Annotated in this window: 17 protein-coding genes; 7 read left to right on the top strand and 10 right to left on the bottom strand. The window is 62.8% G+C overall.

Annotated elements, in window-relative coordinates; translation table 11 throughout:
• Nucleotides 1-44: 44 nt before the first annotated feature.
• On the bottom strand, nt 45-1,133 hold the full coding sequence (locus BSY16_RS03580; protein ID WP_069058401.1) for a hypothetical protein: 1,089 nt from the start codon (nt 1,131-1,133) through the stop codon (nt 45-47).
• A 242-nt stretch (nt 1,134-1,375) separates the two neighbouring features.
• Here BSY16_RS03580 and BSY16_RS03585 point away from each other — a divergent pair, with 242 nt between their 5' ends.
• Nucleotides 1,376-2,128, top strand: coding sequence for a pyridoxine 5'-phosphate synthase (locus tag BSY16_RS03585; RefSeq protein ID WP_069058402.1), 753 nt, complete (start codon nt 1,376-1,378; stop codon nt 2,126-2,128).
• Nucleotides 2,129-2,166: 38 nt separating this feature from the next.
• Here the strand turns inward: BSY16_RS03585 and BSY16_RS03590 are convergent, their stop codons facing one another.
• On the bottom strand, nt 2,167-3,054 hold the full coding sequence (locus tag BSY16_RS03590) for an SDR family oxidoreductase (protein ID WP_069058403.1): 888 nt from the start codon (nt 3,052-3,054) through the stop codon (nt 2,167-2,169).
• A gap of 173 nt (nt 3,055-3,227) precedes the next feature.
• On the opposite strand from BSY16_RS03590, the gene BSY16_RS03595 reads away from it, so the two are divergent.
• A complete protein-coding gene (locus tag BSY16_RS03595) occupies nt 3,228-3,635 on the top strand; it encodes a winged helix-turn-helix transcriptional regulator (RefSeq protein ID WP_069058404.1) in 408 nt (135 codons plus the stop codon).
• Between the two features lie 33 nt (nt 3,636-3,668).
• On the top strand, nt 3,669-4,913 hold the full coding sequence (locus BSY16_RS03600; protein ID WP_069058405.1) for an FAD-dependent oxidoreductase: 1,245 nt from the start codon (nt 3,669-3,671) through the stop codon (nt 4,911-4,913).
• Here the strand turns inward: BSY16_RS03600 and BSY16_RS03605 are convergent.
• Entirely contained in the window at nt 4,855-5,868 is a 1,014-nt protein-coding gene (locus tag BSY16_RS03605; protein WP_069058406.1) for a bifunctional helix-turn-helix transcriptional regulator/GNAT family N-acetyltransferase, read from the bottom strand. The genes BSY16_RS03600 and BSY16_RS03605 overlap by 59 nt on opposite strands.
• Before the next feature lie 54 nt (nt 5,869-5,922).
• Nucleotides 5,923-6,636 (bottom strand): aspartate/glutamate racemase family protein, encoded by a 714-nt coding sequence (locus BSY16_RS03610; RefSeq protein ID WP_069058407.1) that lies wholly within the window; start codon nt 6,634-6,636, stop codon nt 5,923-5,925.
• A gap of 169 nt (nt 6,637-6,805) precedes the next feature.
• Between BSY16_RS03610 and BSY16_RS03615 the strand changes: the two genes are divergently transcribed.
• Nucleotides 6,806-7,270, top strand: coding sequence for an Lrp/AsnC family transcriptional regulator (locus BSY16_RS03615; RefSeq protein WP_069058408.1), 465 nt, complete (start codon nt 6,806-6,808; stop codon nt 7,268-7,270).
• A 76-nt stretch (nt 7,271-7,346) separates the two neighbouring features.
• On the opposite strand, the gene BSY16_RS03620 is transcribed toward BSY16_RS03615, so the two are convergent.
• The 5 genes from BSY16_RS03620 to BSY16_RS03640 form a co-directional block, all read right to left on the bottom strand.
• On the bottom strand, nt 7,347-7,556 hold the full coding sequence (locus BSY16_RS03620) for a cold-shock protein (RefSeq protein ID WP_069058409.1): 210 nt from the start codon (nt 7,554-7,556) through the stop codon (nt 7,347-7,349).
• Nucleotides 7,557-7,756: 200 nt separating this feature from the next.
• Complete coding sequence (locus BSY16_RS03625; protein WP_069058410.1) at nt 7,757-8,113, bottom strand: DUF4087 domain-containing protein; 357 nt, start codon at nt 8,111-8,113, stop codon at nt 7,757-7,759.
• A 10-nt stretch (nt 8,114-8,123) separates the two neighbouring features.
• Complete coding sequence (locus BSY16_RS03630; protein WP_150129863.1) at nt 8,124-8,420, bottom strand: hypothetical protein; 297 nt, start codon at nt 8,418-8,420, stop codon at nt 8,124-8,126.
• A gap of 139 nt (nt 8,421-8,559) precedes the next feature.
• Entirely contained in the window at nt 8,560-8,871 is a 312-nt protein-coding gene (locus tag BSY16_RS03635; protein WP_069058412.1) for a hypothetical protein, read from the bottom strand.
• A gap of 134 nt (nt 8,872-9,005) precedes the next feature.
• Nucleotides 9,006-9,386 (bottom strand): BRA0787 family protein, encoded by a 381-nt coding sequence (locus BSY16_RS03640; RefSeq protein ID WP_069058413.1) that lies wholly within the window; start codon nt 9,384-9,386, stop codon nt 9,006-9,008.
• A gap of 400 nt (nt 9,387-9,786) precedes the next feature.
• Between BSY16_RS03640 and BSY16_RS03645 the strand changes: the two genes are divergently transcribed.
• The 3 genes from BSY16_RS03645 (at nt 9,787) to BSY16_RS03655 (ending at nt 13,292) form a co-directional block, all read left to right on the top strand.
• On the top strand, nt 9,787-10,434 hold the full coding sequence (locus tag BSY16_RS03645) for a TetR/AcrR family transcriptional regulator C-terminal domain-containing protein (protein WP_069061348.1): 648 nt from the start codon (nt 9,787-9,789) through the stop codon (nt 10,432-10,434).
• A gap of 58 nt (nt 10,435-10,492) precedes the next feature.
• The gene (ilvC, locus tag BSY16_RS03650) at nt 10,493-11,512 is read left to right on the top strand and encodes a ketol-acid reductoisomerase (RefSeq protein WP_069058414.1); all 1,020 of its coding nucleotides are present in this window, start codon (nt 10,493-10,495) and stop codon (nt 11,510-11,512) included.
• A 556-nt stretch (nt 11,513-12,068) separates the two neighbouring features.
• A complete protein-coding gene (locus BSY16_RS03655) occupies nt 12,069-13,292 on the top strand; it encodes an aminotransferase-like domain-containing protein (RefSeq protein ID WP_069058415.1) in 1,224 nt (407 codons plus the stop codon).
• A 106-nt stretch (nt 13,293-13,398) separates the two neighbouring features.
• On the opposite strand, the gene BSY16_RS03660 is transcribed toward BSY16_RS03655, so the two are convergent.
• Nucleotides 13,399-15,042, bottom strand: coding sequence for a M20/M25/M40 family metallo-hydrolase (locus BSY16_RS03660; protein WP_069058416.1), 1,644 nt, complete (start codon nt 15,040-15,042; stop codon nt 13,399-13,401).
• Between the last annotated feature and the right edge of the window lie 48 nt (nt 15,043-15,090).

Raw genomic sequence — 15,090 nt, forward strand, 5'->3', positions numbered from 1 at the left:
TATATCTAGGGATGTATTTTCTGTGCCCGCGCGGCGTGTAGGGTTTAGCGCGTCACCACGGCGCCGGCCTCGTCATGCGCGGTCGCTTCTGCAAGCGCGGCAGGCGAATGCGCATCGCAAGTCACGTGCTGTCCGGCGCGGGGTGTGCCCGGGTGCGGCTCGGTGCGCGTGAGACATTGCATGATGCGGCTTGCCGTGCCGATCTGCATTGCGTGGCGATAGAGCGGGCCACTCGCCGAAAGCGTCCGGGCGGCAAAATTGACGGCTTCAAAGGCAATGCCGGCCTCGCTGCGAAGCTGTTCGCGGGAGAAGTGCCGTACATAGATCGTGGCGCCGGACTGTTCATGGATCAGCCGGGCGTAGATGCCGCGCCCATCAGCGCGGTTCTCGATGCGGATGGCATAGGACAGCGCGTGCAACGCATTCGACTTACGGGAATCAGTGAGATGCACCGTCCTGTGATAGCCGGCGGAATTTGCGATGGCGCGAGCGAAGGCGTTGCATTCACCGCCGGCCGGCCAGCATTGCTGGATATACAGGCTCGGCAGGGCTTGGGTCTGGCCGGCGAACCGGTTCTGGACCGATAGGACAAGCTGCGCCTTGGCGATCGCCGCATTGGTCGTCTCCGGATAGACCGAGGGCGCCAGGAAGAACAAGGGTAGCAATGAAAAGAGCGCGAGCGGCGAAGAGATCGGCGCAGGCAGCCACGACCGGCGCGGTACAGGTTTTTCGCGAGCCTGTTCGGGGCGTGGAGGCGGTCCCGCATCATCGGTCGCTGCCGGTTGGGCTGCGGTGAACGCGTATTCCGGGACATAGCTGCCCAGCGGAACGCGGATGCGCAGAGGATCAGATGCGCCCTCCGTCTCGTAATATAGATCCAGCAGCTTTCTCAGCTTGCCGGCCTGCACCCGGACAAGCGGATCGTTGCCGGCATCGAACCCCGGCGGGCGGCCGAAGACATCGATGCCGATGCTGTAGCCCTTCAGATGTGCCGCCTTGCCGGAAAGCTCACACTCGACGACATAGGAAAGGAATGATCGCAAGCGCTCGGAGCGGGCGAAGGTCTCGCTGGTGACGACGGCATGCAGGGCACGCCGCACGAGATCGCACGCCGGCCTGTCGGTCCTGCTCATGGTGTTGCCACAGAGGGGGCCATCGTCGCTGCCTGATTTCCTTCCATTCCAGCAAGAGGTGCCACGGCGCAGCATCCCTAAAATTCACGGGAGTTTACCGGTGATTCTTGATCATGAGCAAGGGGCGGGGCGGGCTCGGCGGATAAATAGCGCGCAGGCATCGGGAAGCTGGCTCTCACGGCGATTGCCCTTGTGGAAACAACAGGCTAGACCTGTGTATAGCAAAAGGAGTGAGCTGCGTCATGCCTGCGAAACTGTCGGTCAATCTCAACGCCATCGCCATGCTGCGCAACCGCCGGGACCTGCCCTGGCCAAGCGTCACCGACCTTGGCCGGATCGCGCTCGAGGCCGGTGCCAGCGGGTTGACCGTGCATCCGCGGCCGGACCAGCGACATGTGCGTTTCAGCGACCTGGCACCGATCCGCATGCTGATCGACACGGAGTTTTCCAGCACCGAATTCAATATCGAAGGTTTCCCGGAAGAAAGCTTCATGCGCCTCGTCGAGGAGCATCGCCCCGAACAGGTGACGCTCGTGCCGGACGATCCGGCGCAGGCGACCTCCGATCATGGCTGGGATTTCCGCAAGAGCCACAACCTGCTCGGAAACGTCGTCGGCCGGCTGAAGAAGCTCGGCCTGCGCGTCTCGGTCTTCGCCGATGGTGAGCCGGACCGCGAGGCGCTGGCCATCGCAAAGGACATCGGCGCAGACCGGATCGAACTCTATACCGGTCCCTACGGCGGTTGCTACGACAATCCTGCCGAGGCAGCGCGCCTTGCCGATCTATTGGGCGAGACAGCCGACATTGCCCACGATCTTGGCCTTGACGTTAATGCCGGCCATGACCTGACGGTTGCCAACCTGCCGGCGCTTGTCGCGCGCATCCCGCGGCTTGCGGAAGTCTCGATCGGCCATGGTCTGACGTCGGATGCGCTGCAGTACGGCATGGCGGAGACGGTGCGCCGCTTCTGCCGCGCCTGCGGCCAGGACGTTTGACGGCACGGCGCCCCGAACGGAGCGCCGCGTCTTTTGCCTCAGCCCAGAAAGGCTGCCTTGTTGGCGGCAACGAAATCCTCGAACGCCGTCAGCGGGCGACCGGAGAGTGTTTCGGCATCGCCGGTGACCATGGCGATCTTGCCGTCCCGTGTGTTGGCGTCGAAGGAGACGATGGTCGGCACGAAGCCTTCCGGCAGGCCGGCGGCCTTCAGGCCCTCGGTCAACTGGGCATCCGTGACATGGACGACGGCGAGCGGCTTGCCGGTTGCGGCGGAAACGATCGCGGCGATCTCTTCGGCCGTGCGGCTCTTCGTGCCGGTCAGCGTGTAGGTCCTGCTCTCATTGCCGGCCTTCAGGACGGCGCCGGCGAGGGCGGCGGCGGTGTCGGCGCGCGTGATATGGGCGATCTTGCCTTCGCCGGTCGAGGTGTACCATGAGCCGGTTGCAAGCGCGTGCGGCAGCGACATGAAGAGGTTTTCCGCATACCAGCCATCGCGCAGGATCGTATAGGGGATGCCGGTCGCCTTGATGGCTTCCTCGGTGCCGAGATGGTCCGGCGCGAAGGTGACGCGCGAATCGTCCGGCTGCGGCATGGACGTGTAGAGGATGTGCTTGGCGCTGGCTTTTTCCGCCGCGGCCACGGCGGCCTTGTGCTGGGCGAGGCGTTTTCCGGGCGCGTCGAGTGCGTCGGTTGAGATGATCAGCACCTTGCCGGCGCCGGCAAAGGCGGCATCGAGCGAGGCCGAGTCGTCGAAGTCGGCGGTGCGCACGGAGACGCCCTTGGCGGCATAGTCGGCGAGCTTGGTGGTGTCGCGCGTGGTGGCGATGAGGTTTTCCGGTGCAACTTTGCCGGAGGCGAGAAGCGTATCGAGGACGAGGCGGCCAAGCTGGCCGGAGGCGCCGGTAACGAGAACTGTGTCGGTCATGTCTTTACCTTTGTGTGGGGCCGTTCTGAGGGGCCTTTCGGGCAGGCGTGGCGGGGAGGCGCCGTCCATCCTGCTGGTTGGTCTCTTATCGAGACTTGCTCTTATCTGGTAATCTGGTAGAGCCTGTAAAGGAGGCAGTTTTTTCTGCGGTGGTTACCTGGAGGGAACCGGCTATGAACAAGATGGTCGAACGGGCCGAAGGCGAGCGGGTGTTGATGATCGACGGTGTTGCCATGTCGATGGACGATTGTCCCGTGCGCGACGTGCTGAACAGCGTCGGCGGGAAGTGGACTTCGCTGATGATCCTCGGCCTTGCCGACGGACCGCGCCGTTTCTCGCAGCTGCGCCGCTTCATCCCGGATATTTCGCAGCGCATGCTGACACAGACCCTACGCGACCTGCAGCGCGATGGCTATATCACGCGCACCGTCTATCCAACCCAGCCGCCGAGCGTGGAATACCGGCTGACGCCGCTTGGCCAATCCTTCCTTGCACTCCTGCGCTCCCTGGTGCACTGGTCTACCGAAAACCACGCTGCGATCCGGGCTGCCCGGTCGGTCTACGACGCAGAAGCGCACTGACAATCCGGCCTCCTGGCCGTTTCGGGGAAGGGCATGAAGCCACTGGATATCGGCATTGCCGGCGCGGGGCCTGCGGGGCTTGCTGCAGCATTGTTTCTTGCACGCGCCGGTCATCGGGTGGAGCTCATTGAGCGTTTCGACTGTCCATCGCCGGTCGGCTCCGGCCTGCTGATGCAGCCGACGGGGCTGACGGTGCTCGATGCGCTCGGTCTTTCCCCGACGATCCACGCCCTCGGCAACCGCATCGACCGGCTGCATGGTGCGGACGCGCGCAGTGGCCGCACCGTTCTCGATGTGCGCTACGACGCGCTGGCCGGCGGCCGTTACGGGCTGGCGGTGCATCGCGCGGCGCTGTTTTCGACGCTGCATGATGCCGTGGTGGTGGAAGGATTGCCGATCCGTACCGGCATTACGCTGGCAAAAGCCGAAACCCGGCAGGCCCGCACGGCACTGCACGACCCGGACGGCGAGATCGTCGGCGACTATGATCTTGTGATCGACGCGACCGGCGCGCGCTCGCAGCTCGTCGCGGCCTCCGTCGTCGCACCGAAGGTGACGGAACTGCCCTGGGGCGCCTTCTGGGCGACGCTGGATTGCGACGGCATTGCGCATGACGACCGGGCGCTCGCCCAGCGGTATGATGCCGCGAAAGTCATGATCGGCATCTTGCCGGTTGGCCGGGCGCATCCGGGCGAGGGCCGCAAGGCCGCCTTCTTCTGGAGCCTCAAGACGGCGGATGCCGACGCCGTGAAGCGCGCCGGGCTTGCGCAATGGAAGGCCGGCATCACCAGCCATTGGCCGGAGACGGCGCCTTTTCTCGCGCAGATTTCGGATTGGGACCAGTTGACGCTCGCCCGCTATGCCCATCGTACCACCTTGCCGCCCTATGCGGACGGCATAGCCTTCATCGGTGACAGCGCCCATTCCACCAGCCCGCAGCTTGGGCAGGGGGCGAACATGGCGCTGCTCGACGCGGCGACGCTGGCGCATGCGCTTTCGTCGGCGGCCACCGTGGAGGAGGCGCTTGCCGCCTACGCCGCGGCCCGCCGCCGTCACGTCCAGCTGTTCCAGCTGCTGTCCTATGTCTTCACACCGTTCTACCAGTCCGATTCCCGAGCGATCGCCTGGCTGCGCGACCGGCTGGTGGCGACCGTCGCGAAAATCCCACCGGCCCCGCAGATCCTCGCCGCCATCGTTTCCGGCACGCTTGCCGATCCCTTCACGCCGGCTGGGCTTCAGGAATGCCGCTGGCTGGAGACTGTGCTTCGAGAGGCCTGACCGGCGCCTGCCAGCCGTCGAGGTCGAGCGCCCAGATCTGGCCGACGAGATCCTGGCCGAAGCTGTGATGCGCTTCTTCCTTCTCCAGCCTGAAGCCGGCGGACTGGTAGATGCGGCGCGCGGCTGTCAGGATGTCGTTCGTCCAGAGTTCCAGCCGCCCGTAGCCCGCCTCTTGCGCGAAGCGAATGCACTCCGTCACCAGCCGCGTGCCGAGACCGTGGCCCCGAGCGGCCGCATCGACATGCAGCAGGCGCAGCTTCGCGGTGCTCTTGCCGCCCTTCACCAGAAAGATGCTGCCGACGAGGTCGCCGTTCTGCTCGGCGATCCAGCAGCGTTCGCGGGAGGGATCGAAATTGCGCAGGAAGTTTGCACAGATTTCGGCGACGAGCGCCTCGTATTCCGTATTCCAGCCGTAGGTTTCGACATAGCTTTTCGCCTGGCTGGCGATCACCCGGCCCATGTCGCCGGCGCGGTGGTCGCGAAGAACGATCGGATCGCCGTTCTCGCCGCCGCCGAGCAGTCTCGTGGCCTTGCAGAGAGACGCGCCGAGGGCGAGGCGTTCCGCTTCGTCGAGCGGCGCAATGAGGGTGGAAATGCTCTCCCGGGAGCGGATTGCAAGATCCGCGGCGACCGCATGACCGCTTTCCGTGAGGCTGAGAAGCCGTCCGCGCCCATCCGCCGGGTCTTTTCGGGCATCGACCATGCCCTTGCCGGCAAAGGCTTTCAACATGCGGCTGAGATAGGCCGGGTCGAGAGACAGTTCTTCTGTGAGTTGCGATGCGGACGTGGAGCCGCGGGCCGCCAGTTCGTAGATGACGCGCGCTTCGGTCAACGTGTAGGGCGTGTCGAGATAGGCGCGGTCGAGCACGCCGATGCGATTGGTGTAGAAGCGGTTGAAGGCGCGGATGGTTTCAATCGTGTCCGCGCCACCATTTCCGGGAGGCATTGCAATCATGGTGATCTCCTTCGATCACCATGATTGCAATTTATTGGACTGAGTCAACTATTTTTAGGCAGCTTCGCTGACAGCCATCGGCCCTAGGGCGAAATCGACGGCGGCCTGGGCGTGGATGGCCGTCGAATCGAAGCCGGGCAGCGGCAGTGCATCCGGATCGAGCAGCAGGCAGATTTCCGTGCAGCCGAGGATGACGCAGTCGGCGCCTTCAGCGCGGGCAGCCTCGATAAGGGCGAGAACGCGGTCGCGGGAGCTCTCGAGCACCTTGCCCTGGCAGAGTTCGTTGAAGATGACGTCGTGGATCAGCGTGCGGCCGTCTTCATTCGGTACGATGACGTCGAGGCCGGCCGTCTTCATGCGATCGGCGTAGAAGCCGTGCTCCATCGTGTAGCGCGTGGCGAGGAGGAGGGGCCGGCGTTTGCCAGCCGCGAAAATTTCGCGTGCGGTCTCGTCGATGATGTTGAGCAACGGCGCCTTGACGACAGCCTGCACGGCGTCTGCAACGAGGTGCATGGTGTTGGTGCAGATCAGCACGCATTCAGCGCCGCTCTTTTCGAGGCCTGCGGCAACGTTGCCAAGGCGCTCGCCCGCGGCATCCCAGCGGCCGGCCTTCTGAAGGTCGACGATGGACTGGAAATCGACCGAATGCACCAGTATCTCCGCCGAATGAAGGCCGCCGAGCCGCGCGCGCACCGCTTCGTTGATCATGCGGTAATAGACCGCCGTGCTTTCGAAGCTCATGCCGCCGATAAGGCCGATCGTCTTCATGGTCGTTTCCCCGTTGATTGTTTCGATGACAACCAGAATGCCGTGAACACGGCGGTGATTGTTCGCAAAGTTTCGAGGATTTTTGCGATGTCGGGAGGATTTTTCTTGCTTGTCAGCGTTTATGCGCGCTTTTCTTGCGCATGGGCGAGGATTGAAAGGGAATCTCGGCGTGCTGGATGAACGAGACAGGAAATTGCTGGCGCTGCTCCAGGAGGATGCCGGTGCGCCCGTCGCCACGCTGGCGGACAAAGTCAATCTGTCGCTGTCTGCCTGCGCGCGCCGCATCCAGAGGCTGGAGGAAAGCGGATATATCGCCGGAAAGGTCGCGCTGCTCGACAGCAGGAAGATGGGCGTGCCGACGACGGTTTTTGCGCTCATCAAGACGGCGCATCACAGCGACGATTGGATCGAACTGTTTTCGCGCGCCATTGCAGACATTCCCGAGGTCGTCGAGGCGCACCGGCTGACGGGAAACTACGACTATATCCTGAAGATCGTGCTGCCGCGGGTCGAGCACTACGACGTGGTCTACAAGCGCATTGTGCGCAAGGTCGAGCTTTTCGACGTGTCCGCGTCCATCTCGATGGAGGTACTGAAAAGCGGGTCTCGCCTGCCGGTGGAGCACGCCGAGTAAAGGAATTCCCGCGAAAGCGGGCACAAAAAAGGCCGATCGAAACCGGCCTTTCTCGTTTTTTGCCGTAGGCGGCGGATCAGGCTGCGACGAGCTGATCGGCCGACATCTTGCCGGACTTGCGGTCGCGGATCAGCTCGAAGCTGACCTTCTGGCCTTCGTCCAGGCCAGCGAGGCCGGCGCGCTGAACGGCGGAGATGTGGACGAATACGTCCGGCTCACCGCTGTCTTGCTGAATGAAGCCGTAGCCCTTGGTGGTGTTGAACCATTTTACGGTACCAGTTGCCATGACGAAACCTTTCCTAAGCCGTCAAATCAATCTTGGGCTGCCAACAGCGGCAACCATGGGAGGTCGAATTTGAAGGGTAGGTTCGTAACTGCAGGCACAGGGCCTGCAAATGCAGAAGTCAACGTTCAAATCTCGATGCGGGAGAAATAAGTGGTTCGTCATCTTCGGTCAAGATGGCCCAATACGACGATTCATGGTCTTTATTCCGGTGCGGAAAGCGCCGAGTCATTCTCGCACTGTGAGATCGGCAACTGGCGGAATGAGTGGATCGCGATGATGCGTTCCTCGTCGGTATCGGTCTCCACCTTCATGCAGGCGCAGGCATAACCGTAGTTGCCGTTGGTGCGCACATAGTCACCTTCGGAGATGTCGGGAATGTTCTCGATGCCGTCCGGCTCATTGCCGCCACCCTGCGTCATGATCGTCCAGGTGCCTTCGCTGTCGTCCAGCCACCAGTTGGCGGGCGTCGGGTTTTGCAGCCAGCCGCAACGGGTTTCGGCAGCGTCGGCGCCCGTGGCGGCGAGGGCGAGAAGGGCACATATCAGCAGTCTTTTCATGGTTTTGCCCTCACATGCCGGTTTTCTTGCAGTGGAATGTGTCGCCGCTTGTTTCCGAAGCCCAGTCCATGTCCGTGTCGGTAATGTTGGCGAGGCCGATGCGGTAGTCGTCGGCAAAGGTCAGGATGTAGGCGCCGCCATCCTTCTCGCTCTTGAGGATCGGCATCGGTCCCTCACCGGAATCGTAGGTGTCCGTGGTGAAGGTGAAGGTGGAGACCTCGCAATCCCAGGTGCCGACATAGGGCGGCTCTTCGCTGGCGTGAGCGGGCAGGGCGGAAACGACGAGAGCTGCGAGGAGACGAAGCATGGCGGCGGATGTCCCGTTCTGGAGCGCGTAGAGTATGTGGAAATTTACGAGCAAAGAACGGTTGAAGCAGATGGCTTATTCTCGCGCAATGGTAAAAGGCCCGGCAAAGCGGCCGGGCCTTGTCTCGATGCTGGACAGTCTATCTGACGTCGATCGGCAGGCGATCATCGCAATGGCGGACTTTCGTCCGGTGGCCGCTCCGATCGAAGAGCACGGCCCAGTTCGTCGAGCAATAGGCGCCGCTATTCGCAAGGATGACCCGGTGCTTCTTGCGGACATGGGTGAACGGCTCACGCTCGACGGTGCGGTAATACTCACCGCGGCCGCTCGAGCCTCTGTCGCTTCTGTCGTTACCATTGTCGCCGCGGCCTGATTTCTGGGCCAGCGACGGGGTGGCGAAGGAACCGATGGCCGTCGCGAGGGCGATGGAAACGAGAACAAACTTGCGCATGGACTTCTCCTTGAGTTGCAGAGCGTCTGTTTCGCGCTCGGGAGAACAGTCTCATGTCGGTCGGCGAGCCGCTGTCTCCGGAGAAACAGGGCACAAAAAGGCCCCGGAAACCGGGGCCTTTTCATTGAAAAGTGTCAGGCGGGGCGACGTTTGTCCACGCGATGATGGTCAAGGAAGGTCGCGATGGCCGTTTCACCGTAGAGGCGGCGCTGTTCGACAAGGGCGGTGGCAAGGCGGGCAGCATCGCCGAAGGTGGCGATTTGCGCGGCCGCGGCTGCCGGATTGCGGGCAAGCGCATCGGCAACGAGATCCGCCATGGTGCGTGGCAGGAGATCGGTGCAGTCTCGCATGCTTTCAAAGACGGTGCCGATGGGAACGATCGTGTCTTCGTAGATCACCATCGGTTCGGCGCGTTCGTCTTCCCAGGCATCAAAAGCTTCCAGGGCATCACCGAACGCTTGCTGCAGAGTGATGGGAGCATGTCCTTCGTGAAGGTCTGGCAGGAAATTCAACATTTTCTGTCTCCTTGGCGTAAGGGCGTTTCTCTTTCGTACTCCTGTACTCAGGCCTCGATGCCGGCTGCCGCTCGCAATGTGAGCGGCTTGCTGCACCGCAGGTCTCACAAATCTTAACAACAGGAAACGTCTTGGGAAGCGAAAAATTTTGTCGAGACCGCGCGGACTTGCCAGTTTCAAGCGACTTCTGTTTCAAATCAGCGAGATAGCGGAAAGAAAATTTCTTCTGCGTTGTGCGTTGCGGTCATAATTGTGTGGCGCAGCAGGCCAATTCGTCGGGTTTGGCCGGGCAAATCACCTGATTTCACCGCTTTGCAAGAAGGGTGTTGACCCGAAAGCCAGACATCGCTAGAAAATGCCGAACCGTACGGTACGGTACGCGGATTAATGGGTGGGCATCTTGCAGATCGCGGAGCAGAGCAGGGCAGGCGCAGCAGCCAGCGGACTGACGGAACGTCAGGGCGCGGTGCTGGAGCGTGCGCTTGGTCTGCTCGTCGAGGGCGGCGAACGGGCGCTGACGACCGCCGGTGTGGCGCGTGCGGCGAACTGTTCGAAGGAAAGCCTCTACAAGTGGTTCGGCGATCGCGACGGGTTGATCTCGGCGATGATCACCTTTCAGGCCGGCAAGGTCCGCACGGTCGAGGTTGCCGCTGGCGCCCTGACCGCGGAGACGCTGCGCAAGCATCTTCTGGCGTTTGCGCGCGACCTGATCGACGTGCTGTCCGGCGACGTCTCGCTGGCGCTGAACCGTCTCGCCATCGGCCAGGCGAGCCGCGAGGGCGCAGGCCTCGGCCGCCTGTTGCAGGAGCGCGGTCGCCGGCAGATCGGAAAGCGCGCTGCGGCGCTGCTGGAAGCCGGTCGCAAGGCGAAGCTGCTTGCATTCGACAGTGCCGACGAGGCATACGGCACGCTCTACGGCCTGATCGTTTCCGACATGCATCTGCGGATGCTGCTTGGGGAAGATGCCGCAGCGCTGAAAAAGGAATTCTCGCCACGCGCGGAGAAGGCAGTGGATGCCTTCCTGACGCTTCACGGCGCGAAAGGGTAAGGCCGGCGGGACAAGCCGCCGGTTCAGATTAAACAGACAGCAAGGGAAGGAACCATCGATGCGCGTCTATTACGATCGTGATGCCGATCTCAACCTCATCAAGGCGAAGAATGTCGCCATCGTCGGCTATGGCTCGCAGGGCCGTGCCCACGCCCTCAACCTCAAGGATTCCGGCGCCAACGGCGTCGTGATCGCGCTCAAGGCCGGTTCGCCGACCATCAAGAAGGCCGAAGCCGATGGCTTCAAGGTCATGACGGTTGCCGAAGCCGCCAAGTGGGCCGACCTCCTGATGATGGCGACGCCGGACGAACTCCAGGCCGACATCTACAAGGCAGAAATCGCCGGCAACATCCGTGACGGCGCTGCCATCGCGTTTGCCCACGGCCTCAACGTGCATTTCGGCCTCATCGAGCCGAAGTCCTCGGTCGATGTCGTCATGATCGCGCCGAAGGGCCCGGGCCACACGGTTCGCGGCGAATACCAGAAGGGCGGCGGCGTTCCCTGCCTCGTTGCCGTTCACCAGAACGCTTCGGGCAACGCGCTTGACCTTGCGCTCTCCTACGCCTGCGGCGTTGGCGGCGGCCGTTCGGGCATCATCGAGACCAACTTCAAGGAAGAGTGCGAAACCGACCTCTTCGGCGAGCAGGTCGTTCTGTGCGGCGGTCTCGTCGAACTGATCCGCGCCGGCTTCGAAACGCTGGTCGAAGGCGGCTACGCGCCGGAAATGGCGTATTTCGAATGCCTGCACGAAGTAAAGCTGATCGTCGACCTGATCTATGAAGGCGGCATCGCCAACATGAACTACTCGATCTCCAACACGGCCGAGTGGGGCGAATACGTCACCGGCCCGCGCATCATCACTGCCGAGACCAAGGCTGAAATGAAGCGCGTCCTCGCTGACATCCAGACCGGCAAGTTCACCTCCGAGTGGATGCAGGAATGGAAGGCCGGCGGCGCACGCTTCAAGGGCATCCGCCGCAACAACGACTCGCACCAGATCGAAGAAGTCGGTGCGAAGCTGCGTGGCATGATGCCGTGGATCGGCAAGAACAAGCTGGTTGACAAGGCCGTCAACTAAGTGACGAGCCGATCCCCGTTACCCGCTGGCATGCCTGCGGCAATACGGTGATCGGCAAGAACAAGCCGGTCGATAAGGCTGGCAACTAGACGTTTCTGCATTCCGTGCAGAGCAATCGGCCGGGCGGTTTTTCGCCCGGCCTTTTATTTCAGAAAACCTGAAATAATGCAGTGCATCCTTCGGCGCCATTGCGGTGCAGCAAGTAATACGCTTGCCTGAAGCGGCAAACAGGAACAGAATACGCAAGTGTTTCGTTCAGTTGTCGGGAGGATCGTGCAATGACCACCATTGTCCAATACTTCGCCTGGTTCGATCTCTTAATCCTGGGCAGTATCGCCATGCTTGTGCTGCTCAGCCTCTACGGCGACCGCACCACCTGAGTGTGTCGGGTGCCTGAAATGGCCGCCGGAGTGCACCCGCTCCGGCGAGAATAAAGTCGCGCGAAATCTTGGGTCGTGCGCAACTTCTCTTGGTGCGAATATTTAGGTCAGCATTATTGACATAAAAACAGCGCCGTGATGAGGTACGTCCAAACAACAAGCCCGAGGAAACCCCGATGTTCAAATGGGAACAGGCCTTCGCGACGCGCGCGTCGCGGATGAAGGCGTCTGAAATCCGTGAATTGCTGAAACTGCTGGAACGGCCCGACATCATCTCGTTCGCAGGCGGCATTCCCGATCCGGCCCTGTTTCCGAAAGAAGACTTCGCCGCCGCCTATGCCGATATCCTCGCCGGCGAGGGCGCGGCCGCCGGTCTGCAGTACTCCGTCAGCGAGGGCTACAAGCCGCTGCGCGAATGGCTCGCCGGCGAAATGGCCAAGCTCGACATCGCCTGTTCGGCCGATAACGTCTTCATCGTCTCCGGCTCGCAGCAGGGCCTCGACTATCTCGGCAAGCTCTTCCTCTCGCCGAAGGATACGGCCCTCGTCACCTGGCCGACCTATCTCGGCGCCCTCCAGGCCTTCAATGCCTATGAGCCGACCTACGACCGGCTGAATCTTTCCGGCAACCGCACCCCGGATGCCTATCGCGCAACGGCGACGGAAGCCGGCGGCCGTGTCAAGTTTGCCTACCTTTCCGCCGATTTTGCCAACCCGACCGGCGAAACGGTCGACCGCGCCGGGCGCGAAAAGCTGCTCGACCTGGCGGAAGAACTGGACATCCCTGTTATCGAGGACGCCGCCTATCAGTCCCTGCGCTACGACGGCGAAGCCGTACCGCCGATCCTGGCGCTGGAAATCGCCCGCAAGGGTGATATCGACGCGGCGCGCACCATCTATTGCGGCAGCTTCTCCAAGACGCTCGCGCCGGGGCTGCGCGTTGGCTACATCGTCGCGGCAGCTCCCGTCATCCGCAAGCTGGTGTTGATGAAGCAGGCGGCGGACCTGCATTCCTCGACCATCAACCAGATGGTCATCGCCCACGTTGCCGAACGCGGCTTCGATGCACAGGTCGCAAAGATCCGTGCCGCCTACAGCGCCCGCCGCAACGCCATGCTGGCGGCGCTCCAGAAGTACATGCCGGATGGTGTTACCTGGACCAAACCGGAAGGCGGCATGTTCGTCTGGGTCACGCTGCCGGCCGGCATGGACGGCGCGACGCTGCTTGCCCGCTCCATCGAAACGGAAAAGGTCGCCTTCGTGCCCGGCCAGGCCTTCCACGCGGATGGCAGCGGCGCCAACACGTTGCGCCTCAGCTTCTCCTGCGCCGACGCCGCGACGATCGAGGAGGGTATCTCCCGCCTTGGCCGGCTGCTCTCCAACGAGCGCCTCGCTGCCTGATCGGCGATGTAGGTAGCCTCTAACCTTCTCCCCGCAAGCGGGGAGAAGGTGGCCTGCCCAACGAAGTGGGAGAAGGTGGCGGAAGCCGGATGAGGGGCCAATTCGCCTAGTCAGCGAGACACGAGCGTGCCGCTTCGAACACCAGATCCGGCAGAACCTCAAACGTATAGGGCGCATGCACGCGCTCCCATTTCTGGTGATAGTCACGCCCCCACGGGCCGATGTTGACCGTCGGGAAGGAGAGCAATCCTTGCCTTGCATCGTCGGTGAAGGCCGCTGACGGCGTGTTGGTGGCGAGCAGGCCGATTTCGCCGGCGTCCGGCCGGTGGCCGAAGAAGCTCATGTCGGAAATACCGGCAAAAATCTGCTTGAACTTGATCGACGTGCCATGCCGCGTCGCGACGTTCTCCATGACCGCCTGAAGCCGGTCACGCATGGTGCGCCCCGTGTCGCCTGCGCGTTCCAGATGCACCAGCGGATAATGCAGGCTGCCGAAGCCGATGATGACGGCCGGGCCTTCGATGCCTGCTTCGGTCGCCGCGGCCGCGACGATCTCGCGGCTCACCTTCAAGGGATCGGTGCCGCCGGAGAGGGACCGGTCGAGCGCCGAAAGACGATCGAGCGCGTCGCCACCGCGTGTCTTCAACCGCTCTAGAAGCTCGGCATAGGTCAGCACGCTGCCTTCCGTCTTTCCTGCCGGGCGACCCCGGTAGCGCGCCTGATGCGCGTCCTGTGTTTCGAGTGCTGTGTTCAACGCACCGGTCACCAGCGTGCGGAAGTCACTGAAAATCTCGGCGGCGCTGCGGCGGTGTGTCAGCCAGTTGAAGGAGAGCCAGACGCGATCCGGCGTCGTTACGTCGTAGCCATCGCGGATGTCGCGGGCTTCCAGGCACACCGGCGGCGGAGAGCGCTCGCCGAACGCCTCGTCGCTGAGTTCCGGCATGGTGTCCATGGCACGGATGATCTCGGCGCTGATACGGTGGGCGCTCGTGCCATTGAACGGATAGCCGGCATGGGTCGGGCGGCCGATGACGAAGGCGAAGGGGGCGAACTTGCCGATGGAGCCGAGATAGACCGCGCGGCCTTCCTCGCCATCGCGCTCGCAGCTCGACGCATCGAGATTGATGCCGGCGACGATGTCGAGATCGAAACGACGCGCGATCTCCGGCAGCGCATTGCGCAGGCTGCGCATGCCGCGCGAGCGGTTTTCCTCGTCAGGGGTTGCGACGAACAGGATGTTCCCCTCCGGTGTCTCCAGCCCGGCGAAACGCTCCAGCACCGCGATGCCGGCGGCAAGGCCGCTCTTCATGTCGAGCAGACCGCGCCCGGCGATGAAATCGCCACTCTCGAAATCCTTGAGGGCCTTCGTCTCCGCGCCGTTCAGCGGGCGGCTGCGGAGTTCCTTCATAAGGGCTTCCGTCAACGGTTCCGGATCGCAGGCGAGCGGCGCAAGCGTGCCGTAATTGGCAATGGAGACGGTGTCGAAATGGCCGGCCAGCACCACTGTGCGCCGCCCGCTGCCGCGCACCAGAGCCACGACGTTCTGCGTCATCGGCTCGCCGTGGCTGTCCACGGTAAAAAGCTGCTGGGGGTGGCGCTGGAAATAGGGTGTTTCCGCGAGATGCGCCCGCAGCTTTTCGGAGAAGCTGGCTTCGTCCGGTGAACCGGTCACGCTCGGCCAGCGGGTCATCAGCAGCGAGAGGTTTTTGGCGCGTGAGGCTGCAGTGTGGAGCGTGGTTTCATCGGTCATGGGGATCGGCCTGTCGGAAGCAGTTGCGTCGAGATTGCTGCTAGGCTA

Origin of the sequence: Sinorhizobium sp. RAC02, from assembly GCF_001713395.1 — a bacterium.
Taxonomy (GTDB): domain Bacteria; phylum Pseudomonadota; class Alphaproteobacteria; order Rhizobiales; family Rhizobiaceae; genus Shinella.

Bases quoted from the DNA above. Each gene is read 5' to 3' on its own strand.
- BSY16_RS03630 (WP_150129863.1), bottom strand. From the start codon at position 8,420: ATGCTTCGTCTCCTCGCAGCTCTCGTCGTTTCCGCCCTGCCCGCTCAC.
- BSY16_RS03585 (WP_069058402.1), top strand. From the start codon at position 1,376: ATGCCTGCGAAACTGTCGGTCAATCTCAACGCCATCGCCATGCTGCGC.
- BSY16_RS03600 (WP_069058405.1), top strand. From the start codon at position 3,669: ATGAAGCCACTGGATATCGGCATTGCCGGCGCGGGGCCTGCGGGGCTT.
- BSY16_RS03625 (WP_069058410.1), bottom strand. From the start codon at position 8,113: ATGAAAAGACTGCTGATATGTGCCCTTCTCGCCCTCGCCGCCACGGGC.
- BSY16_RS03605 (WP_069058406.1), bottom strand. From the start codon at position 5,868: ATGATTGCAATGCCTCCCGGAAATGGTGGCGCGGACACGATTGAAACC.
- BSY16_RS03580 (WP_069058401.1), bottom strand. From the start codon at position 1,133: ATGAGCAGGACCGACAGGCCGGCGTGCGATCTCGTGCGGCGTGCCCTG.
- BSY16_RS03635 (WP_069058412.1), bottom strand. From the start codon at position 8,871: ATGCGCAAGTTTGTTCTCGTTTCCATCGCCCTCGCGACGGCCATCGGT.
- BSY16_RS03640 (WP_069058413.1), bottom strand. From the start codon at position 9,386: ATGTTGAATTTCCTGCCAGACCTTCACGAAGGACATGCTCCCATCACT.
- BSY16_RS03655 (WP_069058415.1), top strand. From the start codon at position 12,069: ATGTTCAAATGGGAACAGGCCTTCGCGACGCGCGCGTCGCGGATGAAG.
- BSY16_RS03590 (WP_069058403.1), bottom strand. From the start codon at position 3,054: ATGACCGACACAGTTCTCGTTACCGGCGCCTCCGGCCAGCTTGGCCGC.
- BSY16_RS03595 (WP_069058404.1), top strand. From the start codon at position 3,228: ATGAACAAGATGGTCGAACGGGCCGAAGGCGAGCGGGTGTTGATGATC.
- BSY16_RS03620 (WP_069058409.1), bottom strand. From the start codon at position 7,556: ATGGCAACTGGTACCGTAAAATGGTTCAACACCACCAAGGGCTACGGC.
- BSY16_RS03660 (WP_069058416.1), bottom strand. From the start codon at position 15,042: ATGACCGATGAAACCACGCTCCACACTGCAGCCTCACGCGCCAAAAAC.
- ilvC (WP_069058414.1), top strand. From the start codon at position 10,493: ATGCGCGTCTATTACGATCGTGATGCCGATCTCAACCTCATCAAGGCG.
- BSY16_RS03610 (WP_069058407.1), bottom strand. From the start codon at position 6,636: ATGAAGACGATCGGCCTTATCGGCGGCATGAGCTTCGAAAGCACGGCG.